The sequence below is a fragment of the Streptomyces sp. SD15 genome, assembly GCF_054462255.1.
Window position 1 is genome coordinate 71,854 of sequence record NZ_JBTLMO010000003.1, and the last position, 25,302, is coordinate 97,155.

General features: G+C 70.6%; 19 protein-coding genes and 1 pseudogene. 10 read left to right on the forward strand and 10 right to left on the reverse strand.

What is annotated here, in order from left to right; translation table 11 throughout:
• Positions 1-157 precede the first annotated feature (157 nt).
• Positions 158-1,402, forward strand: a complete 1,245-nt coding sequence (locus tag ACX28W_RS03855; protein WP_458997322.1) for an MFS transporter — start codon at positions 158-160, stop codon at positions 1,400-1,402.
• Here the strand turns inward: ACX28W_RS03855 and ACX28W_RS03860 are convergent.
• Complete coding sequence (locus ACX28W_RS03860) at positions 1,320-1,556, reverse strand: DUF6296 family protein (protein ID WP_458997323.1); 237 nt, start codon at positions 1,554-1,556, stop codon at positions 1,320-1,322. The genes ACX28W_RS03855 and ACX28W_RS03860 overlap by 83 nt on opposite strands.
• Before the next feature lie 159 nt (positions 1,557-1,715).
• On the opposite strand from ACX28W_RS03860, the gene ACX28W_RS03865 reads away from it, so the two are divergent.
• The 7 genes from ACX28W_RS03865 (at position 1,716) to ACX28W_RS03895 (ending at position 10,847) form a co-directional block, all read left to right on the forward strand.
• Positions 1,716-4,418: a SpoIIE family protein phosphatase gene (locus ACX28W_RS03865; protein ID WP_458997324.1), complete on the forward strand. Its 2,703-nt coding sequence runs from the start codon at positions 1,716-1,718 to the stop codon at positions 4,416-4,418.
• 151 nt (positions 4,419-4,569) lie between these two features.
• Positions 4,570-5,022 (forward strand): Crp/Fnr family transcriptional regulator, encoded by a 453-nt coding sequence (locus ACX28W_RS03870; RefSeq protein WP_458997325.1) that lies wholly within the window; start codon positions 4,570-4,572, stop codon positions 5,020-5,022.
• A gap of 57 nt (positions 5,023-5,079) precedes the next feature.
• Complete coding sequence (locus tag ACX28W_RS03875) at positions 5,080-5,877, forward strand: N-formylglutamate amidohydrolase (RefSeq protein WP_458997326.1); 798 nt, start codon at positions 5,080-5,082, stop codon at positions 5,875-5,877.
• Positions 5,878-6,040: 163 nt separating this feature from the next.
• Positions 6,041-7,291, forward strand: a complete 1,251-nt coding sequence (locus ACX28W_RS03880; RefSeq protein ID WP_458997327.1) for a DUF4032 domain-containing protein — start codon at positions 6,041-6,043, stop codon at positions 7,289-7,291.
• Positions 7,292-7,378: 87 nt separating this feature from the next.
• Positions 7,379-9,055: an NAD(P)/FAD-dependent oxidoreductase gene (locus tag ACX28W_RS03885; RefSeq protein WP_458997328.1), complete on the forward strand. Its 1,677-nt coding sequence runs from the start codon at positions 7,379-7,381 to the stop codon at positions 9,053-9,055.
• Complete coding sequence (locus ACX28W_RS03890; RefSeq protein WP_458997329.1) at positions 9,052-10,500, forward strand: ATP-binding protein; 1,449 nt, start codon at positions 9,052-9,054, stop codon at positions 10,498-10,500. Before ACX28W_RS03885 ends, ACX28W_RS03890 begins: the two co-directional genes overlap by 4 nt.
• The gene (locus tag ACX28W_RS03895; RefSeq protein ID WP_458997330.1) at positions 10,497-10,847 is read left to right on the forward strand and encodes a UBP-type zinc finger domain-containing protein; all 351 of its coding nucleotides are present in this window, start codon (positions 10,497-10,499) and stop codon (positions 10,845-10,847) included. The genes ACX28W_RS03890 and ACX28W_RS03895 overlap by 4 nt, the downstream gene beginning before the upstream one ends.
• Positions 10,848-10,956: 109 nt before the next feature.
• Here ACX28W_RS03895 and ACX28W_RS03900 read toward each other — a convergent pair whose 3' ends face one another.
• The 4 genes from ACX28W_RS03900 to ACX28W_RS03915 form a co-directional block, all read right to left on the reverse strand.
• Complete coding sequence (locus tag ACX28W_RS03900) at positions 10,957-11,457, reverse strand: VOC family protein (protein ID WP_458997331.1); 501 nt, start codon at positions 11,455-11,457, stop codon at positions 10,957-10,959.
• Between the two features lie 103 nt (positions 11,458-11,560).
• Positions 11,561-12,673: a hypothetical protein gene (locus tag ACX28W_RS03905; protein WP_458997332.1), complete on the reverse strand. Its 1,113-nt coding sequence runs from the start codon at positions 12,671-12,673 to the stop codon at positions 11,561-11,563.
• Positions 12,670-16,095: a hypothetical protein gene (locus tag ACX28W_RS03910; RefSeq protein ID WP_458997333.1), complete on the reverse strand. Its 3,426-nt coding sequence runs from the start codon at positions 16,093-16,095 to the stop codon at positions 12,670-12,672. The genes ACX28W_RS03905 and ACX28W_RS03910 overlap by 4 nt, the downstream gene beginning before the upstream one ends.
• Positions 16,092-18,716: a hypothetical protein gene (locus ACX28W_RS03915; protein WP_458997334.1), complete on the reverse strand. Its 2,625-nt coding sequence runs from the start codon at positions 18,714-18,716 to the stop codon at positions 16,092-16,094. Before ACX28W_RS03915 ends, ACX28W_RS03910 begins: the two co-directional genes overlap by 4 nt.
• A 300-nt stretch (positions 18,717-19,016) precedes the next feature.
• On the opposite strand from ACX28W_RS03915, the gene ACX28W_RS03920 reads away from it, so the two are divergent.
• Positions 19,017-20,234 carry a 4-hydroxybenzoate 3-monooxygenase gene (locus ACX28W_RS03920; RefSeq protein ID WP_458997335.1) on the forward strand — a complete coding sequence of 406 codons (1,218 nt, stop codon included), beginning with the start codon at positions 19,017-19,019 and terminating at the stop codon, positions 20,232-20,234.
• Between the two features lie 159 nt (positions 20,235-20,393).
• A complete protein-coding gene (locus tag ACX28W_RS03925; RefSeq protein WP_458997336.1) occupies positions 20,394-22,007 on the forward strand; it encodes a serine/threonine protein kinase in 1,614 nt (537 codons plus the stop codon).
• Here ACX28W_RS03925 and ACX28W_RS03930 read toward each other — a convergent pair.
• The 5 genes and pseudogenes from ACX28W_RS03930 to ACX28W_RS03950 all read right to left on the reverse strand — a co-directional run.
• Positions 21,999-22,485 (reverse strand): annotated as a pseudogene (locus ACX28W_RS03930) (amidohydrolase family protein); the annotation flags it as partial. The gene ACX28W_RS03925 and the pseudogene ACX28W_RS03930 overlap by 9 nt on opposite strands.
• Before the next feature lie 29 nt (positions 22,486-22,514).
• Positions 22,515-23,456: an MvdC/MvdD family ATP grasp protein gene (locus ACX28W_RS03935; RefSeq protein WP_458997337.1), complete on the reverse strand. Its 942-nt coding sequence runs from the start codon at positions 23,454-23,456 to the stop codon at positions 22,515-22,517.
• 15 nt (positions 23,457-23,471) lie between these two features.
• Positions 23,472-23,663, reverse strand: a complete 192-nt coding sequence (gene tgmA, locus ACX28W_RS03940) for a putative ATP-grasp-modified RiPP (protein WP_362068321.1) — start codon at positions 23,661-23,663, stop codon at positions 23,472-23,474.
• Between the two features lie 210 nt (positions 23,664-23,873).
• Positions 23,874-24,053 carry a hypothetical protein gene (locus ACX28W_RS03945; protein ID WP_458997338.1) on the reverse strand — a complete coding sequence of 60 codons (180 nt, stop codon included), beginning with the start codon at positions 24,051-24,053 and terminating at the stop codon, positions 23,874-23,876.
• A 128-nt stretch (positions 24,054-24,181) separates the two neighbouring features.
• Positions 24,182-25,165, reverse strand: coding sequence for an aldo/keto reductase (locus tag ACX28W_RS03950; RefSeq protein ID WP_458997339.1), 984 nt, complete (start codon positions 25,163-25,165; stop codon positions 24,182-24,184).
• Between the last annotated feature and the right edge of the window lie 137 nt (positions 25,166-25,302).

Below are 25,302 nucleotides of genomic sequence, written 5' to 3' on the forward strand. Positions count from 1 at the left end.
GACGTCCGGTGCCATCCGGTGAAGCCGCACAGCTCACGAGGCCGGGGTGAGTGATTCGGCTCCACCCGAAAGAGTAGAGGGCCGCGCGAGGACCCCGCACGCTTGCCCTGGCCGAATCCGGCCGACTCCCAACAGCCCGTCGCAGAAAGGCTCGTGGATGACGAGCGTACGTCTCACCGGCCGGCGCAGAGCCGCCGTCGTCGCCGCGCTCATGCTGGCCGCCTTCACGTTCAACACCACGGAGAACCTGCCCGTCGGACTGCTCCCGCTCATGTCGGACGACCTGCGGGTGTCCCTGGGGTCCGTCGGACTGCTGGTCACCGGCTACGGACTGACGGTGGCCGTCGTCTCGCTGCCCGTCGCGCACGCCACCCGGTCGATCCCGCGCCGCCATGTCCTGTCGGGACTGCTGGCACTGCTCGTGCTGGCAAGCTGGGTATCGGCCCTGGGTGCCCTCTCGTACGGCTTCCTGCTCGCGGCGCGGGTGGCGACCGCCTTGGCCCAGGCGCTGTTCTGGGCGGTGACGGGTCCGGTCGCGGTGGGGCTGTTCCCGCCCCAGCGGCGCGGCCGGGTGATGGGGCTGCTGTCCGTCGGGGGGTCGCTCGCCACGGTGCTCGGGGTTCCGGCGGGCACCTGGCTGGGCGGGTACAGCGGCTGGCGGGCGCCCTTCGTGGTGCTGGGCGCGCTCGGACTGGTCGCGCTCGTCGCCATCGCCGTGCTGCTGCCGACCTCACGTCCGCAGGAGGGGCACGCGGCGTACGGGGCCGCTCCCGACACCCGCCGCTTCCTCGTCGTGCTGGCGACCACCGCCCTGTCGGTGACCGGGGCCTTCGCGGGGTTCACCTACATCGTCACCTTCCTCGACGAGGTGAGTGGCTTCGCCGAGGGCTCGGTGAGTGCTCTGCTCATGGTGTTCGGAGTGGCGGGGATCGTCGGCGTCTCGACGGCCGGGCCACTCCTCGACCGCTTCCCGCACGCGACCCTGACGGTCCCGGTGGCGGCCCAGGCGGTGGCCCTGCTCGGCCTGTATGGGGGCGGCGGGCACAGTCAGGTGGCGACCGTCGCCCTCCTGATGCTCCTGGGCGCGTCCGTGGGACCCGTTTTCATGGCCACGCAGAGCCACGTCCTCCACGTCGCTCCCGGGCGGACGGAGCTGGCCCTGGCGGCGAACTCGGCCGCCTTCAACACGGGCGTCGCGGCGGGCGCGCTGACCGGCGCCGCCCTGCTCCCCGCCGTCGGGGTACGCGGAACGTTCCTGGTCGGCGGAGTGCTCACGCTCGGTGCGCTGACGGTCCTGATCCGGCCCGCACCGGGGCTGCTCAGGGCAGGGGTTCGGCGGAGGGCACGAGCGGCGCCTGGTAACCGCCGCTGGCCAGCATCCGCACCTCCCCCGCCGGACTGATCTCGGCACGGAGAATGCCGGTGGGATCGCAGTACACCGGGTTTCCGCCCGGTCCGAGGGCATCGGTCCGCTCGACGACCACCTCGTCGGTGATGACGCCGATTCCCGATTCCTGGTGGGTGAAGCTCAGCCGGTAACGGTCAGGAGTGTTCATGACGGCCTCCAGCGCCCGAGAAAGACATGCGGAAACAAATACAGGCAAATAACCCTTCTCCATGATGCAGCCAGATCATGCCGATAGCAGCTCCCGGCGCCCGATCACCCCATGGGACGTCCCTCGCCTCACGGCGTCGGGCAGTGTAGACATAGGCACATGGTCCGGCTATTGGGTCGATCCCGGGCTCAGTCGACCCCCTGTCCCCCCGGTGCACGCGAGCAGCGCAGGCCTGCCACAGGGCTGAGGTCGGCGCTGCGCGGGCGCAGTGTCGCGGGCCAGGTGTTCGTGCTGCAAGTGGTGATCGTCCTGCTGCTGGTCATCTCCGCGGTGGTGACTCTTGTACTGCAAGTACGGCACGACAGCACGCAGGAGGCCCGCAACCGTTCGCTCGCCGTCGCCGAGACCTTCGCCAACGCACCGGGCACCCGCGAGGCACTGAGCGCCCCCGACCCGTCTGCTGTGCTGCAGCCGCGGGCGGAGGCCGCCCGCGAGCGGTCCAAGGTGGACTTCATCGTCGTGATGAACACCGACGGGGTGCGCTACACCCATCCCAAGCCGGACCGGATCGGAAAGAAGTTCGTCGGGAACATCGAACCCGCGCTGGCGGGCCACTCCAGCACCGAGCAGATCAGGGGAACGATCGGGCCGCTGGTGCAGGCCGTGGTTCCGGTCAAGGCGCCCGACGGCTCGGTCGTGGGCATCGTGTCGGCCGGTATCACGACCGCGAACGTGGGCGGTGTCGCCAACCGGCAGCTGCCCCTCCTGCTGGGCACGGCGGCCGCGGCACTCGCTCTGGCCACGGCGGGGACGGCCCTGGTGAGCAGGCGGCTGCTGCGCCAGACCCGCGGCCTGGGCCCGTACGAGATGACGCGCATGTACGAGCACCACGACGCGGTGCTGCACGCCGTCCGGGAGGGAGTGATCATCGTCGGCGGCGAGGGCCAGATGCTGCTCGCCAACGATGAGGCGCACCGACTGCTCGATCTCCCCGGTGACGCCGAGGGGCGGCCCGTCATCGGGCTCGGCCTCGACTCGGACACTGCCGACCTGCTGGCCTCGGGACGCGTCGCCACGGACGAGGTGCACCTGGTCGGCGACCGACTGCTGGCGATCAACCAACGCCCCACGGACCTCCAGGGCGCCCCGTCCGGCAGTGTCGCGACGCTCCGTGATTCGACCGAGCTGCGTGCGCTGTCCGGCAGGGCCGAGGTGGCACGGGAACGCCTCAAACTGCTGTACGACGCCGGCGTGGGCGTCGGCACGACCCTGGACGTGACCCGCACCGCCGAGGAACTGGCGGAGGTGGCCGTGCCGCGATTCGCGGACTTCGTCACGGTCGACCTGGCCGACGCCGTGCTGCAGGGCGGGGAACCGGAAGCCGTCACCGAACTGCGGCGCACGGCGTTCAGCGGGATCCGCGACGACGCCCCCCTCTACCCGGTGGGCAAGCAGATCGGATTCGTTCCCTCCTCGCCCCAGGCCCGCAGCCTCAGCACCGGCGAGGCCATCGTCGAGCCCGACCTCGAAGGGGCTCCCGGATGGCTTGCCCAGGATCTCGAGCGCACCGCTCAGGTCGTGGAGTACGGAATCCACTCGCTCATCACCGTCCCCCTGCGCGTGGGACACCTGGTGATGGGCGTGGCCAACTTCTGGCGCTCCGAGAAGCCCGAGCCCTTCGACGAGGAGGAGCTGGCCCTCGCCGAGGAGCTGGTCGCCCGTGCCGCGGTCACCATCGACAATGCCCGCCGCTACACGCGCGAGCACACCATGGCCGTGACGCTGCAGCGCAGTCTGCTGCCGCGCAATCTGCCCGAGCAGAGCGCCCTGGACATCGCCTACCGCTACCTTCCCGCGCAGGCGGGGGTGGGCGGGGACTGGTTCGACGTCCTGCCGCTGTCCAGCGCCCGGGTCGCGGTCGTCGTGGGCGATGTCGTCGGCCACGGGCTGCACGCCGCGGCCACGATGGGACGGCTGCGTACCGCGGTCCACAACTTCTCCGCCCTGGACCTGCCGCCCGATGAAATCCTCGGACTTCTCGACGAGCTGGTGGGCCGCATCGACCAGGACGAGGCGGAGGACAGCGGCGCCACGATCACCGGCGCCACCTGCCTGTACGCCATCTACGACCCGGTCTCCCAGCGCTGCACCGTCGCCCGGGCCGGCCATCCGCCGCCCGCGCTGGTCCGGGCCGACGGCCGCGTCGAGTTCCCCGAGGTGCCCGCCGGTCCGCCGCTCGGCCTGGGCGGCCTCCCGTTCGAGACGGCCGAACTCGAACTGGCGGAGGGCAGTCGGCTGGTGCTGTACACGGACGGGCTCGTCGAGGACCGGGTACGGGACATCGACGTCGGGCTCGAGCTGTTGCGCAGCGCGCTGGCCCGGGCCGACGGATCACCGGAGGACATCTGCCAGACCGTCCTGGACGAGCTGCTCCCGGCCCGGCCGAGCGACGACGTCGCCCTGATCGTCGCCGGCACCCGCGCCCTCGGTGCCGATCGCATCGCCGACTGGCAGGTACCGGCCGAGCCGGCCGCCGTCGGCGAGGTGCGTGCCGCGGTCACCCGGCAGCTGGCCGAGTGGGGACTCGACGAGATGGCGTTCACGACGGAGCTGATCCTCAGCGAGCTGGTCACCAACGCGATCCGCTACGGCAATGGGCCCATCCAGGTCCGCATGCTGTACGACCGCAGTCTGGTCTGCGAGGTCTTCGACGCCAGCAGCACCTCACCCCGGCTGCGCTACGCGGCCACCACCGACGAGGGCGGACGCGGCCTGTTCCTCGTCGCACAGCTCGCCGAACGCTGGGGCACCCGCTACACCCTCGCCGGAAAGGTGATCTGGGCCGAACAATCCCTGCCCTGAGACACCGGAGGTGAGGGCGTACGCCGCAATCTCGTCCCCCGACGCGACGAATCCCGCGGATCCGGCTCCAATGGAGGGTGACGGGATACCACCGGTACGACATGCGCCGCTGAGCCCCCGCAGCCATGCGGCGGCGCGATGGAGGTCCGCGATGCCCACTGCTCTCCGGCTCCTGCCCGCCCTCTCCCGGGACCATCGCGAACGGCTGATGACTCTGGCCAAGGAGGTCTCGTTCCCGGCGGACGGAAGGATCTTCGAAGCAGGAGGTACCGCCGACCGTTTCTGGGTGGTCCGCTCCGGAACGGTCTCCCTGTACCAGCGGGTGATCGCCGACAGGCGTATCTCCGTCGCCACGCTGGGCCCCGGCGATCTGCTCGGCTGGTCATGGCTGTTCCCGCCGCACACCTGGGATTTCGGTGCCGAGGCCTTCAGCCCCGTACGCGCCTACGAATTCGATGCCGCGCGGGTGCGGGCCCTGTGCGACAAGGATCCGACGCTGGAGCTGGCCCTGACCCGGACGATCGGCGCCATCCTGGCGCATCGGCTCGAAACGACCCGCGAGACGCTGATCGAGCACTACGCGCGCCACGGCGGCTCCGGCTGAGGGGAGGCCTCGCCGGCAGACATGCGGACGGGGACAGGAATCCCGTATGAATCCCTTATGGACGACATCCTGGATTCCTTCGAACTCCTCCCCGGTGCCGACGACTCGCCCGTCATCCTGCACGTCCCGCACTCCGCGCGGCGGATACCGGCGCCGGTGCGCGACGGCATCGTGCTCGACGACGCCGCGCTGGAGCGCGAGTTGGACCACATCACGGACGCGCACACCGTCGAGCTGGCCGGGGCCGCGGCGCGGGCGGCCGGGGTCACTCCCTGGCGGTTCGTCAACCGGCTGTCCCGGCTGGTGGTCGACCCCGAACGCTTTCCCGACGAACGGGAGGAGATGCTGGCCGTCGGGATGGGCGCGGTCTACACACGGACGACGCATCGCGCCCCGCTGCGGCCCGCGGACGCCGACCCGAAGCCGCTGATCGACCGCTACTTCCACCCGTACGCGCAGGCGATGACGGCGGCCGTCGCCGACCGGCTGGCCGTCGCCGGGCGGGCCGTGATCGTCGACGTCCATTCGTATCCGACGGCTCGGCTGCCCTACGAGCTGCACGGCGACGGTCCGCGACCGCCGGTCTGTCTGGGCACCGACGCCTTTCACACGCCGCCGGGGCTGGTGGCCGTCGCGGAGAAGGCGTTCACGGACCTCGGGGGTGTGGGGATCGACAGCCCATTCTCCGGCGCGTACGTCCCGCTGCGGTTCCACGGCGAGGACACGCGGGTCACGGCGCTGATGGTGGAGATCCGACGGGACACGTACATGAGCGAGCCGGGCGGCCCGGCGGGCCCGGGGCTCGCGCGCGTCGGCGCCGCGCTGGCGTCGCTGGTCGATGCCGTGTCCGGGTAGCGGAACGGCGTGGCGCCCTCTGAAGGCCTGGTAAGCAACCGCTTAGCGGGAGGTTCGGAGAGGGCACGGGATCATGCCGGTCGCGCCGTGTCTTCCGCCTCGGCGATCATTCGTAGATGCTGGGCCATGTACACGTTCAACCCGAGGTGAGGGCAGCCCGTCGATGGCTTTGCAGATCAGCGCCACCAATCCCGAGCATCCCGCGCTCCTGCTCGAACTGCCCTGGCAGCTGCCCCTGGAGGAGTGGCCCGAGCACTACCTGGTCCCGCTGCCGCGCGGTATCTCGCGGCACGTGGTGCGCTACGCGCGCGCCGGAACCGAGGTGGTGGCCGTCAAGGAGCTCGCCGAGCGACCCGCGGTGCGCGAGTACGGGCTGCTGCTCAGCCTGGACCGGCTCTCCATCCCCGCCGTGGATCCGCTCGCCGTGGTCACCGGGCGCACCGACGCCGACGGCGGGCCGCTGGAGTCCGTCCTCATCACCCGGCATCTGGGCGGCTCGATGCCGTACCGGTCGATGTTCGAGACGACCATGCGGCCCGCCACCATGCACCGGCTGATGGACGCGCTGGCGGTGCTGCTGGTGCGGCTGCATCTGGCCGGGTTCGCGTGGGGCGACTGCTCGCTGTCCAACACGCTGTTCCGACGCGACGCCGGGGCGTACGCGGCGTACCTGGTGGACGCCGAGACCGGCGAGCTGCACCCCCAACTCAGCAGTGGGCAAAGGGAGTACGACCTCGATCTGGCCCGTGTCAACATCAGCGGCGAGCTGCTGGACCTGGAGGCGGCCGGGGCCCTGCACCCCTCCGTCGACCCGATCGAGTTCGGCATGGAGATCTGCGCCCGCTACCAGGACCTGTGGGAGGAGCTGACCCGTACGTCCGTGTACCCGGCGGGCAAGTACCACTACATCGACCGCCGCATCCGCCGCCTCAACGACCTCGGTTTCGACGTCGCCGAGATGCAGATAGCGCACTCCTCGAACGGCGACACCGTCACCTTCGTCCCCAAGGTCGTCGACGCGGGCCACCACCAGCGCCAGCTGCTGCGGCTGACCGGCCTCGACGCCGAGGAGAACCAGGCACGCCGGCTCCTGAACGACCTCGAGAGCTGGATGGCCACCCAGGACGACTATGCCCCCGGCGACCCCCTCGCCGCCCGACCCGAAGTCCTCGCCCATCGCTGGGTACGGGATGTCTTCCGGCCGACCGTCCGGGCCGTGCCGCTGGACCTCCGCGGCTCCATGGACCCGGCCGAGCTCTACCACGAGCTCCTGGAGCACCGCTGGTACCTGTCCGAGCGCGCCCAGCACGACATCGACCTGGACACGGTCGTCGAGGACTACGTCACGAACATCCTCCCCAAGGTCCGGGAGTCCCTGCCACCACGGGCGGACGCCTCCGCCGGGCCCGCGTGAGCACCGGTTACGGAGCGGTTCCGGAGCGAAGGTGACCGTTCATACATACGATTGAGGGCGACACTGACCTCTCGGGGTGGGAGACCCATGACACAGGCCGCCGGTCCAGCGCGGACCGTCATTCTGACCGTGGATGACGATCCCGGAGTGTCGCGTGCCGTGGCCCGCGACCTCAGGCGCCGCTACGGCGAGTCGCACCGGATCGTGCGCGCCGAGTCCGGGGAGACGGCACTGGAGGCGCTGCGGGAGCTCAAGCTGCGGGGCGACCAGGTGGCGGTGATCCTGGCCGACTACCGGATGCCGCAGATGAACGGCATCGAGTTCCTGGAGCAGGCGCTCGACGTGTATCCGGGCGCGCGCCGGGTGCTGCTGACCGCGTACGCGGACACGAACGCGGCGATCGACGCGATCAATGTGATCGATCTTGACCACTATCTGCTCAAGCCGTGGGATCCGCCCGAGGAGAAGCTCTACCCGGTACTGGACGATCTGCTGACCGCCTGGCGGGCCAGCGACTACCGTCCCGTGCCGACCTGCAAGGTGGTCGGGCACCGGTGGTCGGCGCGGTCGTCGGACGTACGGGAGTTCCTGGCCCGCAACCAGGTGCCGTACCGCTGGTACTCCTCCGACACCCCGGAGGGACGGCGGCTGCTGTCCGCGGCCGGTCAGGACGGGAAGCGGCTGCCGCTGGTGATCACGCCGGACGGCACACCACTCGTCGAACCCGAGGACCCCGATCTCGCGGCGCGGGTCGGGCTGGCCACCACGCCGACGGCGGAGTTCTACGACCTCGTCGTCATCGGCGGTGGTCCGGCCGGGCTCGGAGCCGCCGTGTACGGCGCGTCCGAGGGGCTGCGGACCGTGCTCGTCGAGCGGTCGGCGACCGGCGGGCAGGCCGGGCAGAGCTCACGCATCGAGAACTACCTCGGCTTCCCGGACGGCGTGTCCGGGGCGCAGCTCACCGACCGGGCCAGGCGGCAGGCGGCGAAGTTCGGCGCCGAGATCCTGACCGCACGGGAAGTGACCGGCCTCGAGGTGTGCGGCGCGTCGCGCGTCATCCGGTTCTCGGACGGCTCGGCGATCGCCGCGCACTCCGTGATCCTGGCGACCGGTGTGTCGTACCGGCAGCTGGACGCGCCCGGTACGACGGATCTGACGGGGTGCGGGGTCTTCTACGGCTCCGCGCTGACGGAGGCGGCCGCATGCCAGGGCCACGACGTGTACATCGTGGGCGGCGCGAACTCGGCCGGGCAGGCCGCCATGTACCTGGCCCGGGGCGCCAAGTCGGTCACCCTCCTCGTACGGGGCTCCTCACTGTCCGCGTCGATGTCGCACTACCTGATCCAGCAGATCGAGGAGGCGCCCAACATCACTGTGCGCACCGGCACGGTCGTCGAGTCGGTGCACGGCTCGGACCATCTGGAGCAGCTCACCCTGCGGGATGTGGCGAGCGGACACACCGAACTCGTCGACGCGCAGTGGATGTTCGTGTTCATCGGCGCGGCCCCGCTCACCGGCTGGCTGGAGGGGACCGTGCTCAGGGACGAGCGCGGATACATCATGGCCGGGCCCGACATGACCGTCGACGGGCAACCGCCCGCGGACTGGGAGCTGGACCGGCCGCCGTACCACCTGGAGACCAATATTCCCGGCGTGTTCGTGGCCGGGGACGCACGTGCCGAGTCCGCGAAGCGGGTCGCGTCCGCGGTCGGAGAGGGAGCCATGGCCGTCATGCTCGTCCACCGTTATCTGGAGCAGTCATGAGCGGGCGGCCGATGCCCTGCGACATGGCGGAGCTCAGCACCCTGTTCCTGTTCGAGAAGCTGAACACCGAACAGCTGGAGCGGTTGTGCCGGGAAGGCCGGGTGGAGCAGTTCGACCCCGGTCCCGTCTATACCGAGGGCGAGCCGGCCACCTGCTTCTTCGTGCTGCTCAACGGCACCGTCGTGATGTCGCGCCGGGTGGGCGGCGACGACGTGGAGATCAGCCGCAGCTCCCAGCGCGGGGTGTACGCGGGGGCCATGCAGGCCTATCTGAGCGGTTCGGACCAGGCGCACTACAAGGGTTCCATGCGGGCCACCGAGCCGTCTCGGTTCTTCATCCTGCCGGCCGAGACGTTCGCCGCGGTCCTGCGGGACTGGTTCCCGATGGCCGTGCATCTGCTGGAGGGGCTGTTCTTCGGCAGCCAGAACACCCAGCGGACCGTCGGGCAGCGCGAGCGGCTGCTGGCGCTCGGCTCGCTGTCGGCCGGGCTGACGCACGAGCTCAACAATCCGGCCGCGGCGGCGGTACGGGCCACGTCAGCGCTGCGGGACCGGGTGGCCGGGATGCGGCACAAGCTCGGCATGATCGCGGCGGGTCCGTACGCGCGCGCCGCTCTGGAGACGCTCGTCGAGATCCAGGAGCGCACCGCCGAACAGGTCTCCAAAGCAACGCCGTTGAGCCCGCTGGAGGCCTCCGACCGGGAGGACGCCCTCGCCGACTGGCTCGACGACCACGACATCGCGGGCGGCTGGCAGCTCGCGCCGACGTTCGTGCAGGCCGGGCTCGACACGGACTGGCTGGACCAGGTCGCGGCGGCCGTGGACGAGGAGACCCTCGAAGGCGCGGTCCGCTGGCTGAACTACACCGTGGAGACCGAGCTCCTCATGAACGAGATCGAGGACTCCACCACCCGCATCTCGCACCTCGTCGACGCCGCCAAGCAGTACTCGCAGCTCGACCGCGCGCCCTACCAGGTCGTCGACGTGCACGAACTGCTCGACAGCACGCTGATGATGCTCGCCGGGAAGATCGGATCCGGTATCAAGGTCGTCAAGGAGTTCGACCGTACGCTGCCGAAGATCCCCGCCTACCCCGGCGAGTTGAACCAGGTGTGGACGAACCTCATCGACAACGCCGTCTCGGCGATGGGCGGCGAAGGGACGCTGACCGTGTGCACCTCGCACGACCGGGACCAGGTGCTCGTCGAGTTCCGCGACACCGGGCCCGGTGTGCCGGCCGAGATCCAGGGCCGTATCTTCGACCCGTTCTTCACCACCAAGCCGGTGGGTGAGGGCACCGGGCTCGGGCTGGACATCTCCTGGCGGATCGTCGTCAACAAGCACCACGGGAGCCTTCAGGTGCAGTCTGTCCCCGGGGACACGCGATTCCAGGTACGTCTTCCGCTGGCCGTCGCAGACCCCGACACCTCCGAGGAGTCCTCATGACCGTGCCGACCGGAATCGACCCGACCGCCACGCCGAGCGGCACCGGCTGCGTCGATTGCGACGCAGTCGGCGGATGGTGGTTCCATCTGCGGCGCTGCGCCCAGTGCGGGCACATCGGCTGCTGCGACTCCTCTCCCGCGAAGCACGCCACCTCTCACGCGAAGACCACGGGGCATCCCCTCGTTCAGAGCTTCGAGCCGGGCGAGAGCTGGTTTTGGAACTACGACACGTCCGAGCTGTACGAGTCGGGGCCGGACCTCGCTCCCCCGCTGAGCCACCCCGCCGACCAGCCCACACCCGGCCCCGCGGGACGCGTGCCCGCCGACTGGGTCGACACACTGGGCTGACTGACGAGGATCGACGGGACGGCGCGGGCTTCGATCGGTCTTTCGCAGATCCGGGGCTTGGCACAGCGGATCGCCCCTTTGTCTGTAGCACCGACCGACGACCGCGCCCTCAGAGCACCGAGCTGCCGTACATCTCCCCGAGCGGGTCGGCGAGCAGTTCGACGCGTGCGCCGTCGGGGTCGCGGAAGTACAGCGAGGTGCCGCTCTCCTCCTCGTACTCCACTCCGGCTTCACCGAGCCGCTCGCGCAGTCGCCGCCAGGTGGTGGGGTCGACCGAGATGGCCAGGTGGTGCAGTCCGCCGAGCACCTCCGCGTAGGGGCCGACGTCGAGGCCGGGGAAGTCGAAGAAGGCCAGCAGATTGCCGTTGCCCACGTCGAAGAAGAAGTGGGTGGAGCCCTTGTAGTCGCGGTTCTCGATCATCTCGGTGAGCGGGAACTCCAGGACATCCTGGTAGAACCGCACGGTCCGCTCCACGTCCGAGGAGAGCAGCGCCACATGGTGCACCCCCCGGGCCGAGCTCGGCCGCCGGTCCGAGGTGAGATAAGTGTCCCGGATACGCGCGCGCTCGGCCTCGATCGCGGCGAGATCCAAGGGGTCCGAGGGGGCCATCGGAGACTCCGTCCATTCTTCAACCAATTTGCTCTCACCTTAGACCTCCGCCGCTCCCGGTCAAGTCGGCGCGCTCAGTACGGCGCCGCGGGTGCCCGGGGCGTCACTCCTGCCCCCGGTAGACGACGCGCCCCGGGAACACCTGGTCGTCGATGCGCAGCCACAGTCGCAGACAGGTGAACGTGTCGCCCGGGCGGCCGCCGACGCCGAGCCGGATGTCGTCGCCCCGGGTGTGGGTACGGGCCTTGCCGTACGGCCGGGCCGGCAGCACCGCCTCCACGTTCCGGCCCGCCGCGCCCATTCGGCGGGACATTTCGAGCACCGTCGCGTGCGACTCCTCCGCCAGCCGGCTCCACCAGCCGGCCGGGGCGCCGGGCGGCAGGTGCGTCACCGAACAGAGGGCCTCGTCCAGGGAGACGCCGGCCCGCAACTGTTCCGTGCTCTCCTGCGGGCTGCGCCCCCACAGGTCCAGGCGCTTGTCGAGTTCGCCCCGGTAGGCCCGTAACACCGCGGGATCCGCGAGCCGTTCGGAGCCGCCCGTCCAGAGCCCGGCCAGCAGGAGACACAGTGCCTCGTCGTACTCGGCGAGCGTCACGACGAGCCGGGCGAGGTCCTGCGGTTCCACCGCCTTGTCGTGCACGGTGCGGATGCCGGGCCGCCCCTCGCCCGACGGGGGCAGCAGTATCTCGTCGGTCCAGCCCCGCAGAGTCCGCCACGGCTCGTCCGGCGGAGGTTCCGCCTGGACCGCACGCTCGCGCCAGGGCGCGGCGTGCCGTTCCGGCAGCCTGAGGAGAGTGAGGTGGAACCACCGACGAACCCGGTCCTCGGCTCCGGCTTCCTCCGGTGCGGGCGGTACGGCACCGGGTGCGAAGTCGTGGAGTTCCGCCGACGCGGCGAGTTCCCCGGCCAGGACCCGGATCGGGGAGGGCGTGCTGCGTGGGGGCGCGGACGGTGGGGGCGGGAGCACCGAGGGGGCCTCGAGAGGCGTGTCGGGCGCGGTGTGCGGGTACCCGGCCAGCAGTCCGTCGAGTGCTTCCAGGAGGAGGGCGCAAGCGGGCGCTCCGGTGTCGGACGGGGCCGCGTCGAGGGCGGCCCGCAGCGTGCCGGCCAGTCCCGCCAGTCCCGCGGCGGCCACCTTCGCGAGCAGCGACTCCTCCGTGTGCAGCAACTCCTCCCACACGACGCGCTCCGAAGCCCCGGACCGCGGCACGGTCACTGCAGCCCTCCGAACGGGTCGTCGAGGTCGTCCCGGTCCTTGTCCTGAACGGTCATCAAATGCCGTAGTACTCGCCCTTGTTCATGCTCCACGTCAGCGAAGGAACGTGCCGCCCAGAACGGCACGCCGCCCAGGTGCACCCGCAAAGCGCCCTCCGCGTCCAGCGATGCCACGAAGTACGCACGGGCCCCAGCCTCCGTCCCAGGCGCGCGCAGCCGGCCCAGCGGCACGGTCCGCACGGTGCCGCTCTCCTCCACCCGCGCCCCGAACTCCCACTCGCCGGAGCCGAACGGCTCGGGCAGGGCCCGCTGCCCGAGCAGTCCCGCACGAGCGGGCGCGTCCGGCGCGTCGGAGTCGTGGAACATCTCCGTGAGGGCCGTGCCCGCCGCGAAGATCTCCGTGCCCTTGGTCGCACGCGAGGACCCCCCGATGGTGAAGCCGACGCAGATCGCCAGGGGCAGCGTGTCCGGTCGCTCGCCGGGCTGCAACAGGCCCGCCCGGGCGAGCTTGTGCCACAGGTCGATGGACTCCCCCCGCTGCTCGACGGTGTAGTGCGGGTTCCCCTGGGAGAAGTAGGCGAATACGTCGAGATCGGCAGTGACCTCGTAGCGGGCCCTGATCCTCTTCGGCCAGATGCGGTCCGCCGCCCCGGTGGATCCCGGGGTGCGAACACCGCCGGTCTCCGGGGATTTGAACTGGCCCCAGGTGATGTTCTCGGCGCCCTGGCGCACCCTGACGACCCGGATGACCTCCTGGATCTCCTTGGGGTCGTCGGTGCGCACGGCGAGGACCGGGGGCTGTCCCGCGGTGTGGGCGAGGTGGCGGAGCATCGTGTTGGCACCGAAGAGGAGGAGGCTGGGCGTTCCTTCCTGCATGCCCAGCTCGAAGCGGCACGGCAGTGAGAAGAACAGGTTCTCCACGTCGATCTGGACGACCGTGCGTCCCTGCTCCAGTGCCTGCAAGGAGCCCTTGGGCGTGAAGGAGGTCTGCCGCACCTGCTCGGCCCAGGCGGCGCCGATCGAGGTGGCCGTCTTGGCGTACTCCCGCTCCACCTCGATGCTCGCCGGGTCCCATTCCAGCTTGCGGTCCTTGCCGATCGAGCGGACCAGGACATCGCGAACCAACGGCATGGCACAGGATTTGCCGGTCAGGACCACGCGGTCGAGGGGCTGCCCCTCCAGCAGCCGTTCCCGGAGCATGCCGTCGGCCAGGCCGCCCACGGTCGCGAGGTGCCCCTTGACGAGTTCCTCGAATCCGGCCGGACCCAGCTCGAACTCGACGGCGGCCCGCGCGTCCCCGCTCCGGCCGAAGCCGTCCAGCAGCCCGGACAGTTCCTGCTCGCCGAAACGGTAGGGCGACGGGGCACCGGCCGTAGTGGCGTCGGACGCGCCCAGGTGGATCTTGGCCTGGTCGGCGAGTTGCCACAGCTGTTCGAAAGTCCAGCGCATCCGGTCGCGTTCGCTGGTGGGAGCCGTCCGCCAGCAGGTGGGCACCGCGGCCTCCGCCAGCCGTCGGGCCTGGGCGCGGGGTTCGGCGTTGGTCGACAGCGCGTTGAGCGCCAGCCTGCCCTGGAGATACCGCCCGGCATCGTCGAGGTAGGCGGATTTCGCCTCCTCCAAGTCCGTGCGGAACCGTTCGGGATGCGCGGCGATCAAACGGTCCGCCAGTTCCGACTTGAGCCAGTGGAACACCGAGAGGGTCAGCAGGTCGCCGCCGAGACGGGTGTGGCCGCTGGAGCCCTGCACGGTGGGCGTCAGCGTGTAGTGGCGGCCCAGCCGGTCCGCGTCGGGTCGGCTCAGCACCTCGACGGGGGTCGTGTCCTTCAGGGACAGCGTCAGCAGTGCCATGTCCGTGGTGCCGCCGCCGATGTCCAGCGCCAGGACGTTCTGCGTCCAGTCCGCACGGCCCACTTTGCGGGAGCGGGCCCTGAACGCCTCGACGCCGGTGTCCAGGTCTCCGCCGAAGTCCCGCATCACGAAGAACATGACGGCGGCGACGGCCTCGTCGAAGTGCATCGACACCCGGCCGGCGCCGACGCCGTCCACCACCAGTGACCGGAGCCTGCGCCGTACGTCGGGGGTCGCCACCGTCGGATAGGTCACGACGAGGTCGTCGAGCGGACCCGAGCCGAGACGTCCGAGGGCCTGTCGCGCGATGAAGCGGTCGGATCGGTCGACAAGGAACTCCAGGGCGGACTCGATGAGCCGGTCCGAGGTGGGCGGCCGGTGCCCCGGCAGTTCGTCCATGACCCGCGGGCTGCCGAGCTTCAGTTTGAGCCCTCGGAAGGCGGCCAAAGGCTGCTGCCCGCCGACCGCCGTTCCGGCCGACCGCTCGGGTTCCCCCATGCGCACGGTGAGCGGTTCGGTGGTCAGCACCTCCAGCCGGCTGGACACCTCGGCGGTACCGTCGCCGAGTTCCACCGGGAACAGTCGCATCTGCTCCAGCGGCGGCACCGTGAACGCGGCGTCGTAGCAGCGGTGCAGCCGGGTGGCGAGTTCCCTGCGCAGCAGGTGCGAGCAGTCGGCGACCCGCTGGTCCAGCAGCAGACAGAGCCGCAACAGGCCCGTGGTGCCGGTCTCGGACCCGATGACCTCGGCAACCGACCGCGCGTCCACGGTGCCCGTCCCGTTCATCGCGGTCCGGGCCAGGGCCAACACCGACTCCCATTCTTCCCGCACGAGCTCCGGATACGGTTCGCCCAGCACTCGCCCCAGTACCTCGGAGCGCAGCCGGGCGACCTGGGCGGGCGAGAAGGGCTGAGGGTCCTGGAACTGACCGTCGTACAGCGCCACCGTCGAGTTGGAGGTGCCGTAGTCGATCGCCGCGTGGCCCAGGAACGCGTCGTTCGCGTTCTCCACCCTCCGCTTCGGCCGGACGGCGGGGCCATCGGTGTCGGCGGGAACCGATCGGGCCTTGATGTACGACGGGGAGCCGGCGGGCGCCGTACCGCTCCGGGCAGCCGCGGGCACCTCTCCCGCGACGGTCTCCTCCACCGCGGGCATCCGTGGCGGGGCGCCGAACGACACCGTCACGAAGGCGGTACTGAGGTAGGGCATGCCCCGTACTTCCCGGCCGGTCAGCGGGTCGACGGAGTAGTACCTCACGTTGACCACCAGGCGCAGCGTCGTACGGCCGTGAGCGTCCACGAACCCCGGATGGGGCACCGGCGTCGGCCGTACCTCATGGGTTGCGTCGATGCGCCGCCCGCGAGGATCCACGGCGCGCCAGGCCTCGGCCAGGTGGGCGGTCCAGTGCCGCGCGGACGGCGGCAGCCCCTCCGCGTGGCAGCCGAACTCCTCCACCAGCACCGGCCCGGAGCCTGCGCCCGCGACCGCCAGCAGGACCGGGGGCAGCGAGTACCGTCCGAAGGAATCGGGGCGAAGCTCCTGTCCGTCGCCGAGGAAACCGGCCTCCAGCGTCATCGCGCGCCTCCCGCGTCGGGACCGATGTGGAACACGCTGCCGTGCTCGCTGCGCCCGGTGGTCGCGTCCGGCCACAGACTCGGCCCCCCGTCCTGCGGACTCCACGGGGACTGCTCCCAGGTGTAGACGGAATCGGCCGCGCGCAGCCGCAGTTGCTCGGCGAGCCCGGTCAGCGAACCGCCGCGATCGGTCACGCCGGCGACCGCGGTGATCAGTGCCCCGGCCAGCGCCGCCTGCCGCACCTCGGTGGTGAAGGCCCCGATTTCGCCGTGCAGGTGGGACACCACCAGACGCTGGCGACGGACCAGCCCGGTCAGGGCTTGGCGGAGCACCATCGTCGCCATCTCGCGCCGTTGCCGGGCGATGGCGATCTGATGGCGGGCCGCGGCGTCCTCCACGGGATCGAAGGGACTGTCCGGATGCCAGGGCAGCAGATGGCCCGGGCGCAGCGGGAACCGGTCGCGCAGTTCGCCGTCGTCCGTCTGCGCCTGCGTCGGCTCCTTGTCGCGCAGCGCCTTCTCCGCCTCGTCCCGTACCCACTGCAGGCTCGTGGCCCGCGAGAGCAGAGCGACCAGCCGGTCCCCGTCGGGACCGGAGCGCAGCCGGTCGAACGCCTCGGCCGTGACCACGGTGCCCAGTTCGCGGGCCGCGGCCACCACGCGCTGCTGATGGGTGAGCAGCCAGGCCTCCACGGCGCTCAGCAGACGGGCCGATCCGGCGTTCTCCGCCTCGTGGCACGCGTCGCGGAACTCCGTGAAGAAGTCCTCCGTACGCGCGGGGACCGAGGGGTCGCTGTGCAGCCGGCGGAGATCGACGTGCTCGTCGTGCACCGTGTCGAGCAGCCGGGCCCAGGACCGCCAGGTGTAGACCCGCTGCGCGGTGTCCCGCTCCAGTTCGCCGAAGAGCGTCGCGCCGGGCGGGTCCCCCGCCCTGCCCGGATGCAGTCGGCGGGCGTCGAGCAGCTCCGCGCCGGCCCGGTTGCGTACGTCCGACCACACGGAGAGCAGGGCGACGAGTCGCTGGCGCACCGCGGTCTCGGCACCGTGGTCGACCCGGCCGCGGTCACCGGACGCGTCGAGGGCGGTGTGCAGTTCCCGCAGCGCCTCGGCGGCGGCGACACGGTGGCCGGTGAACTGGGCCAGCTGGAGCGCGGCCCCGTGCCGGGTGACATGCGTGGCCAAGGACTGGCGTAGCCGCCGTACACCGCCGTCGTCGGCGAAGTCGGTCAGCATCCGGTCCAGGCCGCCGCCGAGCGGGTCGGTGGTGAGCCGTCGACCGATGTCGCCCCAGATGCCGGCCAGCCGGTCGGCCTTCGGCAACTGGGCTTCCAGGTCGCACTTGTCGACGAATTCCTTGCTGAGCCGCTCGGTCCGATACCCGGTGCTCAGCGCCCGTATCGCCGAGGTGAACAGGACGCGGTCGCCCGGGGCCATCGTCTGCTGCCGCGGGGAGGTCACCAGGCGTTCGGCGCTGGCAAGCAGGTCGCGCAGCACCTTCATCCCGCTCAGCAGCCGTTCCCGGGTCAGTGGTTGGTCGTCGTGCAGATAGCCCTTCAGCGTCGTCTCGGCGACGCGGAGGTCGTGGAACCGGCTGATCAGCGCGATGACGGAGTCCTCCATCGCGTCGGTCCGCCGCGCCGAGTGCCACATGCGCACGATGCGCTGCGGGGTGTCCTTGGCACCGTCTCCGGCGTGCAGCAGGATGAGCAGACTGTGTACGGAGTGCAGTTCCGCGCCGCACACGTACTGGTCCCGTACGGAGCTGAAGTCGCTGTTGAGCCCGGGAAAGTCGAGGAAGCGCAGCTCGGCCCCGGGAAAGGCGCTCAGATCCCAGACGGACGGCGCGACATGGACCTCCCGGACGACCCGGCGGATCAGCGGGAGCGTCGCGCGCAGGAGCTCGGCGGAGGGCTCCGACGAGGCGGTCGGGCGGGGCGACGCGCTCGGGCGGGGCGAGTCTCCCGAGGTCCAGAGGGTACGGGGGTCACGGCCGCGTCGCTCGTCCGCGCCCGGCAGGACGAGGGCCGCCCGGGCGTGGTCGGCACCGAGTTGGGCGGTCAGCCCGAGCAGCGAGGGACCGTATTCGCGCATCCGCGTCAACGCCGCGTCCAGGGCGCGGAGTTCCTCGAGCACTCCGGCGAGCGGCTGGGCCAGGGCCCCGCTCAGGTACGTGTCCCGGAAGCGGATCAGCTCGCCGCAGTCGGGGTCGCGCAGCGGCAACTGTTCCAGCTGCCGCACCACGGTGTCGTCGAGTCCCGCGGCCCGCGCCTGGTCCGCCAACTCCTTCCTGAGGTGGCGCACGTATCCCACCGTCTGCGCCGGGCTGAAGTACTCGACGCGCACCGCGGTTTCGTACGACTCATGGAGCTGCGGATCCCCTGCCTTCGCGTGGATGAGGGTGACGTTGGCGGTGACGGCCTCCTCGCCGACCGGCAGCAGTTCGGGCAGGCCCAGCAGCACTCCGAGCAACAGTGACTTGCCGACGCTCATCTCGCCGGTGAGTCCGATGCTGAAGGGTGCCTGAGCACTCTCCCTGGCCCGGTACAGCGCCTCCAGTGCGCGACGGTGCGCGTCGCGGACGGCGGGGTCCGAGCCGGATCCCGTCGGCTGATGTCGCGTCAACAACTCGATCAGACCCGACGCGTCTGTCGCACTGCGTGTCAGTTCCCCCAAGGACACGGCACACCTCCCGGCACGTTCCGGCCGCCGACACGGCCGGTCCACGTTCCGCCCCCGAGCGGATGAGCCCTCACGGTAGGGGGTGCGGAATGCCCGAAGAAAGCGATATGAAGAAAGAATCTTCAATTATGCGGTACTAGGAAGTTCATCATGATTCTTTACGTCCACGTCCGATTCCCCGGAACCGGGGAACGGGGCGGGGCTGCCCGGAAAGAATTGTCGCGTCACCGTCATAATGTTCGGATGGTCACCCCCTCCCCCACATCCGCGCCGGCCCAGCGCGTCCCCGTAGTCATCATCGGTGCCGGACCGGCCGGTCTCACCGTCGCCAACATCCTGCGGGCCGCGTCCGTCGACTGCGTGCTCCTCGAGACCGAGAGCCGGGAGTTCATCGAACAGCGGCCCCGCGCGGGGTTCATCGAGGAGTGGGCGGTGCGGGCGCTGCGGCAGCGGGGGCTGGCCGACCGGCTCGTGGAGCGGGCACAGCCGCACAGCGAATGCGAGTTCCGGATCGACGGCGAGCGTCACCGCTTCCCGTACGCCGCGCTGACCGGGGACCGGCACTTCACATATCCGCAGCCGCTGTTGGTGACCGACCTGGTACGCGAATACGCCGACGTGCGGGGCGGCGACATCCGTTTCGGCGTACGGGATGTCGCCCTGCACGGCGTCGACGGCGACCGTCCCGCGGTGCTGTACACCGACCCGGCGACGGGCGAGCGCCGGCGGATCGACTGCCGGATCATCGCGGGCTGCGACGGCGCGCGCGGAGTGACCCGCACCTATGTGAAACCTGATCGGGGCACGGTCTCCCGGTACGACTACGGAGTGGGCTGGCTGGCACTGCTCGCCGAGGCCCCTCCGTCCTCGGACTGTGTCGTCTTCGGCATCCACCCACGCGGATTCGGCGCCCATATGGCCCGCAGTCCCGAGGTCACCCGCTACTACCTCGAAGTCCCGCCCGGGGACGACGCGGAGAACTGGTCGCACGACCGGGTGTGGTCGGAGCTGCACGCCCGGCTGGCGGTGGCCGGAGCCCCGCCGCTCACCGAGGGCCGGCTGATCGAGAAGCGTGTGCTCGACATGCACAGCTACGTCGTGGAGCCGATGACGTACGGGCGGCTGTTCCTGGCGGGCGACTCCGCCCATCTGGTCGCGCCGATCGCCGCCAAGGGCATGAACCTCGCGTTGCACGACGCCCTGTTGCTGGCCGACGCGCTCGTCGCGTACTGCGGCGCGGGGGACGACAGCGGACTGCGCGGCTACTCGGCGGCCTGTCTGCGACGGGTCTGGGAGTACCAGGAATTCTCGCAGTGGCTCTCGGAGTTGATCCACGGACCGTCGTCGGGCGATCCCTTCCGGGCGGGTTCCGCCCAGGCCCGGCTGCGGCGGATCCTCGGCTCGCCCTCGGCGGCGGCCACGTTCGCCGAGTCATACATCGGCAAGGAGGCCGTGAGATGAACCGCGGGGGATGACGGGCCTGTTTTTTCGCACGCGTGCGCGACACGAAAGGAATTCAGGAAAAACAGGATTCTGGTATCGCCCGCCTTTGAACACTCAACGTCACATCCTCCGTACAACCGGGAAAGGTGAGAGCCCGGGGCGCAGCGAGGGATGACCATGGTCAAGGTGCAAGTCTCCACGGATGAGTTGGTCGCCGGAAGATATCGGCTGCTGGAGGTCGTCCACCAGGAAACGGGGCGCGACGGCTGGTACGGGCAGGACGTCGAGTCCGAGCGGCCGGTCACCTTGACCCGCTCACTGCTGCCGGACCATCTGCGCGAGGAGGCGGAGCTGCGGACGGCTGTCCGGATCACCCGTGAGTCCGAGGCCCTGGGGCTGGTCTGCCCGGGGCGGGTGGCCATCGTCATCGACGTCGTCGAGGACAACGACTTCCTGTGGACGGTCACGGCACGGCCGGAGGGCGTTCCCCTGAGCACGCTGCTCGGGCACGGCCCCGTGAACCACGTCCGGGTGGCCCGGATCGGGCTCGGCATTCTCGATGTCCTGGGAGCCGCCCATCAAGAAGGGATCACGCACGGCGATCTCAGCCCCGGGCAGGTGTGGGTGCAGGAGCTGGGCGGGGTCACGGTGGGCGGATTCGGTCTGATGGGGGCCACCTCGTCCGCACGCGTCACGACCCCCTCGTACGCCTCCCCGGAGCAGGCCCGCGGCGAGGGCGGCGGACCGGCCACCGACCTGTGGGCGCTGGGCGCGATCATGTACGAGATGGTCGAGGGGCGTCCGGCCATCCGGGACCGGGGAGGGCTCGAAGCCACGCTCCGCGCCGTGGAACGGCTTCCCATCCGGACCCCGCTGAACGCCGGTCCGCTCAGTCCGGCCATTCAGGGACTCCTGCGCAGGGATCCCGTGGAGCGGGTGCCCGAGTCGGTCGTACGCGAAGCACTGACGCGCATCCTCACGGCGGGACTCGAAGACTCCACGCCCACGGAGACTTTGCCCGTCTTCCGGGACACAGGCGTCGAAGCCCCGTGCGCACGGCAGGCCCGGGGCAGTCGGCCCGTCAGCCGACCGGTGCTGCTGGGCGGAGCGCTGGCCGTCACCGTGGTCTGCTTCGCCGGGCTCACCGCGGCGGGCGGACTGTTCGACCGAAGTACGTCCGCGTCCGGCGCCGCGCCTTCGCCCACCGCGCCCGGCAGCCCGTCCGCCGCGCCCACCCCCACCAACCCGACAGCACCCGGCACTCCTCCCCGGCAGACACCGTCCGCCTCGGCGTCTCCTTCCCGGTCCGCCACTCCCGGCGATCCGGCGGCCGGCTTCTACCGCTACGACGCGCCCGAGGGCTTCTCCATCGACCTTCCCCAGGGCTGGAAGCCCCTGCGGACCGACGAATCCCCCGACCGCTCCTACCGCGTCACCCTCGGCGCGAGCGACGACCCGCGCACCCTGGCCATCACCTACAGCACCCAGCTCGGCTCGGATCCGGTCGCGGTCTGGAGCGATGTGGACACGTCCCTGCGCGGCGACTCCATCGGCTACCAGCGGGTGGGCGCCATCCGCCCCGTGACCTATCGCTCCCGCGAGGGCGCCGACATGGAGTGGTTCTCGGTGTCCGACGGGGTGCGTGAGCGCACCTTCGGCCGCGGGTTCCTCATCGGCGACGGCAAGGGCTTCTCCCTCCGGTACACCACCCCGGCCGAGGACTGGGACACCGCCGACAACCGGCGGACCCTGGATGTGTTCCTGCAGTCCTTCAAGGGCACGTCACGGTGACCCGGCGTCGCAGCAGCCGTCCCGTCGCAGCAGCCGCCCCACTTCGAGCCGTCGTCCCCGGCCGCCGCGTGCCGCGACGACGGCTCGAACGCGGCCACCAGGTCGGCGGCCTCGTACGGTGTCCCGCCCCTGAGCACCGACGCCGTCCGTACGAGCGTGTGGAAGTCCTCGAACGGGTCACCGTCCACCACCGTCAGATCGGCGAGCTTCCCCGGCTGTACGGTGCCGAGGTCCGTGTTGACGCCGAACAGCCGGGCGGCAGAACGGTCGCGGTGCGCAGTGCCTGCGCCGGGGAGAGACCGTCGCGGTGCAAGGCGCGCAGGCCCAGATGCAGCGAGAGCCCGACCGGCACGAGCGGCTGGTCGGTGCCGAGCGCGACGAGGCCGCCCGTGGCCAGCACCCGCCGGTAGACGTCCGTCTCCGCGCGCAGGGTGGCCAGTTGGGCGGGGGTCGGCGGCACACCCGCCGACTGCCGTACGGCGGTGCGCGGGTGGTGGCGGATGGGTGTCAACGGCCTTTTCCGGGTCTTCGCTGCGACAGCCACAGGGCCACCGCCTCGGAGATGGGCTGACCGGTCTCCAGCTCGATGAAGCCGAACTGCCCACCCTGATTGCCCTCCAGGAACCACCAGACCCCGTCCTCGTCCTCGGCGAAGTCGAAGGCGGCGTACGCGAGTCCGGTGAAGGCCGTGTACTCCTGGACCGAGCGGGCGATGCGGCCGGGCACCGCGGTGGCCTCCCAGCTGTGCCCGGTGTCGCCGAAGCGCCCGTCGACCTGGCCGGGCACAGCGGTCTTCCGGGCGGCGAACAGGCGGGGACCGATGGAGGTGAGCCGGATGTCGGCCCGCTTGGAGATGTACTGCTGAAGCAGCGCGGGTCCGGCCGCGACGCCGGAGAAGTCCGCGTCGGGGCCGATCAGGGTGGTCGGCAGGGCCACCGCGGGTTCGCCGGGCGGCGGCCCCGAGGCGGATTTCACCACCACCTGTCGGTACTCCTCCACGAACTGCTGGGCCACCCGCGGAGCGGTCGTGATGACGGTGGGCGGCACCGCGAAGCCGCTGCCGTGGGCGACCCGCAGCTGCCAGGGTTTGTGCCGGGCCTGCTCGGCCCGGCGCGGGTGGTTCATCCAACGGGTCGAGGCGGAGTAGAGCATCCCGAACAGCGCCTGCCGGGTCTCCGCGGTGAGCCACGGCGAGGGCTCCGCCGCGTGCGCCGCGGGCTCACCCGGCCGACGCACCCAGACGGATCGCAGGCCGCCCATGCTGAGCACATGGCCGTTGACCGAGAGATAGCCGTCGAAGTCGCCGTGCGCGTAGTCCGCGGACAGCACCGCCTTGCCCGGCAGATCCGCCGGGTCCAGGCGCACCATGGGCACGCCCTGTTCGTGCAGCCTGGCCACGACCATGTCGGCGGTGACGTCCTGCTCCGCCGTGAGAATCAATACCGTCATCTGCGTGAGTGGCCGTCAGTCGTCGAAGTGCGTCTGGGAACCTGCGGTGGAGGTGGTCGTGCCGGTGGCCATCAGCAGGGCGCGGTCACTGACGGCCGGACGGCCGTCCGGCAGCACGTTCAGTTGCAGGCACACATCGAAGTGGTACGGGGGTATTGCGGCCGAATGCCCTGTGGGCAAGGCGTAGTTGAGGGTGAACGGTCGCACGAAAGATCCTCCCGCCGGTCTCACGATGCTCTGCCCCCTCCCATACGTGTCACGACCGTAAGGAATTCATCACTTTCCGCCACATCGGGGTGAAGGGCATCACATCGCGTCGTTTCAGGCTTACTTGGTTCCGTATTTGGCTTGGGTGTCCGCTTGATTCCGGCCGAAGCTTCGGCCATAGCTTCATTCTCCGTGATCTCAACGCCGTTCTTACCCACAAGAGTTCCCGGTGTGCGCAGCCCATGCGAACAGGTTTTGGGCAGGGGTGATCAGCCGGGCCCCGGCCGCGCCGCAGGGCTCACTCAAGGCGATCGAGCCACCGTGCGGGTTCATCCGCCGTGGATCCAGGCCCAGTTCGGCGCACAGAGGCGGTGACCGGACCCACTGCACCGGCCACCGCCACTGGAATGATCAAGACGCGGTCAGGGCCACCGTCCCGAACCCCGACGCCCCGAGCCGCTACCCATCGCAAGCGCCGTCCGTGCGGATCCCGACCCTCACGATGCTGTACCCATCCGCTACCAGCGGCCTTCCACCTGCTCCTTGATCCGCCGGTCGTAGAGCTCCTCGATCGCGTCCAGCGTCCGCTGCGGCAGCGGCGGCAGCTTCGCGGCCGCCGCGTTGGCGCGGGCCTGTTCGCGCGAGCGGGCGCCCGGGATCACCGTGGTGACGCCGGGCTGCTGGATGATCCAGCGCAGCGCCAGCTGGGCCGGGGTCCAGCCCTCCGGGGCGAGAGCGGAGAACTCGGCCGCCGCCTCCACGCCCGTCACGAAGTCGACGCCGGAGAAGGTCTCGCCCTGGTCGAAGGACTCCCCGTGGCGGTTGAACGTCCGGTGGTCGTTGTCCGCGAACACCGTGTCCTTGGTGTACTTGCCGGAGAGCAGCCCGGAGGCCAGCGGGACACGGGCGATGATGCCGACGCCCGCTTCCCGTGCCGCCGGGAGCACCTGCCGCAGCGGCTTCAAACGGAACGGGTTGAGGATGATCTGGACGCTCGCCACATTCGGGCGGGCGATCGCCGTCAGCGCCTCGTCGCACGTCTCGACGCTCACGCCGTACGCGGCGATCCGCTCCTCCTCGACCAGCGTGTCCAGCGCGTCGAACACCTCGTCCGACGAGTAGACGGGGGTCGGCGGGCAGTGCAACTGCACCAGGTCGACGCGGTCGACGCCGAGGTTGCGCCGGGAACGGTCGTTCCACGCCCGGAAGTTGTCGAGGACGTAATTCTGCGGGATCTGCTCGACCCGGCGGCCCATCTTCGTCGCCACCATGACATGCAGATCGGGACGGCCGCTGAGGAAGGACGCGATGGTCTGCTCGCTGCGCCCGTCGCCGTACACGTCCGCGGTGTCGAAGAACGTCACCCCGGACTCCGCCGCCGTCTCCAGCACCGCCCTGGCGTCCGGGTCGCTCACGTCGCCCCAGTCGGCGCCGAGTTGCCACGTGCCGAGACCGATGACCGATGCCTTCTGACCTGACCTGCCGAATTCACGCTCGTCCATGCCGTCAGTCTGACATCTTCCCGCCGCTGCGCAGGACGTCACACCCGCTGAGAGCAGATGCGGCCCTCGGGCGCGGTGGCAACAGTGAGTTATTCACCCACATGGATGAATCGTTTTGACAGGGTGGTGATGCGTGT

What these genes read in the sequence shown, in the direction of transcription:
- ACX28W_RS03855 (WP_458997322.1), top strand. Translation starts at nt 158, where the DNA reads ATGACGAGCGTACGTCTCACCGGCCGGCGCAGAGCCGCCGTCGTCGCC.
- ACX28W_RS03860 (WP_458997323.1), bottom strand. Translation starts at nt 1,556, where the DNA reads ATGAACACTCCTGACCGTTACCGGCTGAGCTTCACCCACCAGGAATCG.
- ACX28W_RS03865 (WP_458997324.1), top strand. Translation starts at nt 1,716, where the DNA reads ATGGTCCGGCTATTGGGTCGATCCCGGGCTCAGTCGACCCCCTGTCCC.
- ACX28W_RS03870 (WP_458997325.1), top strand. Translation starts at nt 4,570, where the DNA reads ATGCCCACTGCTCTCCGGCTCCTGCCCGCCCTCTCCCGGGACCATCGC.
- ACX28W_RS03875 (WP_458997326.1), top strand. Translation starts at nt 5,080, where the DNA reads ATGGACGACATCCTGGATTCCTTCGAACTCCTCCCCGGTGCCGACGAC.
- ACX28W_RS03880 (WP_458997327.1), top strand. Translation starts at nt 6,041, where the DNA reads ATGGCTTTGCAGATCAGCGCCACCAATCCCGAGCATCCCGCGCTCCTG.
- ACX28W_RS03885 (WP_458997328.1), top strand. Translation starts at nt 7,379, where the DNA reads ATGACACAGGCCGCCGGTCCAGCGCGGACCGTCATTCTGACCGTGGAT.
- ACX28W_RS03890 (WP_458997329.1), top strand. Translation starts at nt 9,052, where the DNA reads ATGAGCGGGCGGCCGATGCCCTGCGACATGGCGGAGCTCAGCACCCTG.
- ACX28W_RS03895 (WP_458997330.1), top strand. Translation starts at nt 10,497, where the DNA reads ATGACCGTGCCGACCGGAATCGACCCGACCGCCACGCCGAGCGGCACC.
- ACX28W_RS03900 (WP_458997331.1), bottom strand. Translation starts at nt 11,457, where the DNA reads ATGGCCCCCTCGGACCCCTTGGATCTCGCCGCGATCGAGGCCGAGCGC.
- ACX28W_RS03910 (WP_458997333.1), bottom strand. Translation starts at nt 16,095, where the DNA reads ATGACGCTGGAGGCCGGTTTCCTCGGCGACGGACAGGAGCTTCGCCCC.
- ACX28W_RS03920 (WP_458997335.1), top strand. Translation starts at nt 19,017, where the DNA reads ATGGTCACCCCCTCCCCCACATCCGCGCCGGCCCAGCGCGTCCCCGTA.
- ACX28W_RS03925 (WP_458997336.1), top strand. Translation starts at nt 20,394, where the DNA reads ATGGTCAAGGTGCAAGTCTCCACGGATGAGTTGGTCGCCGGAAGATAT.
- ACX28W_RS03935 (WP_458997337.1), bottom strand. Translation starts at nt 23,456, where the DNA reads ATGACGGTATTGATTCTCACGGCGGAGCAGGACGTCACCGCCGACATG.
- ACX28W_RS03950 (WP_458997339.1), bottom strand. Translation starts at nt 25,165, where the DNA reads ATGGACGAGCGTGAATTCGGCAGGTCAGGTCAGAAGGCATCGGTCATC.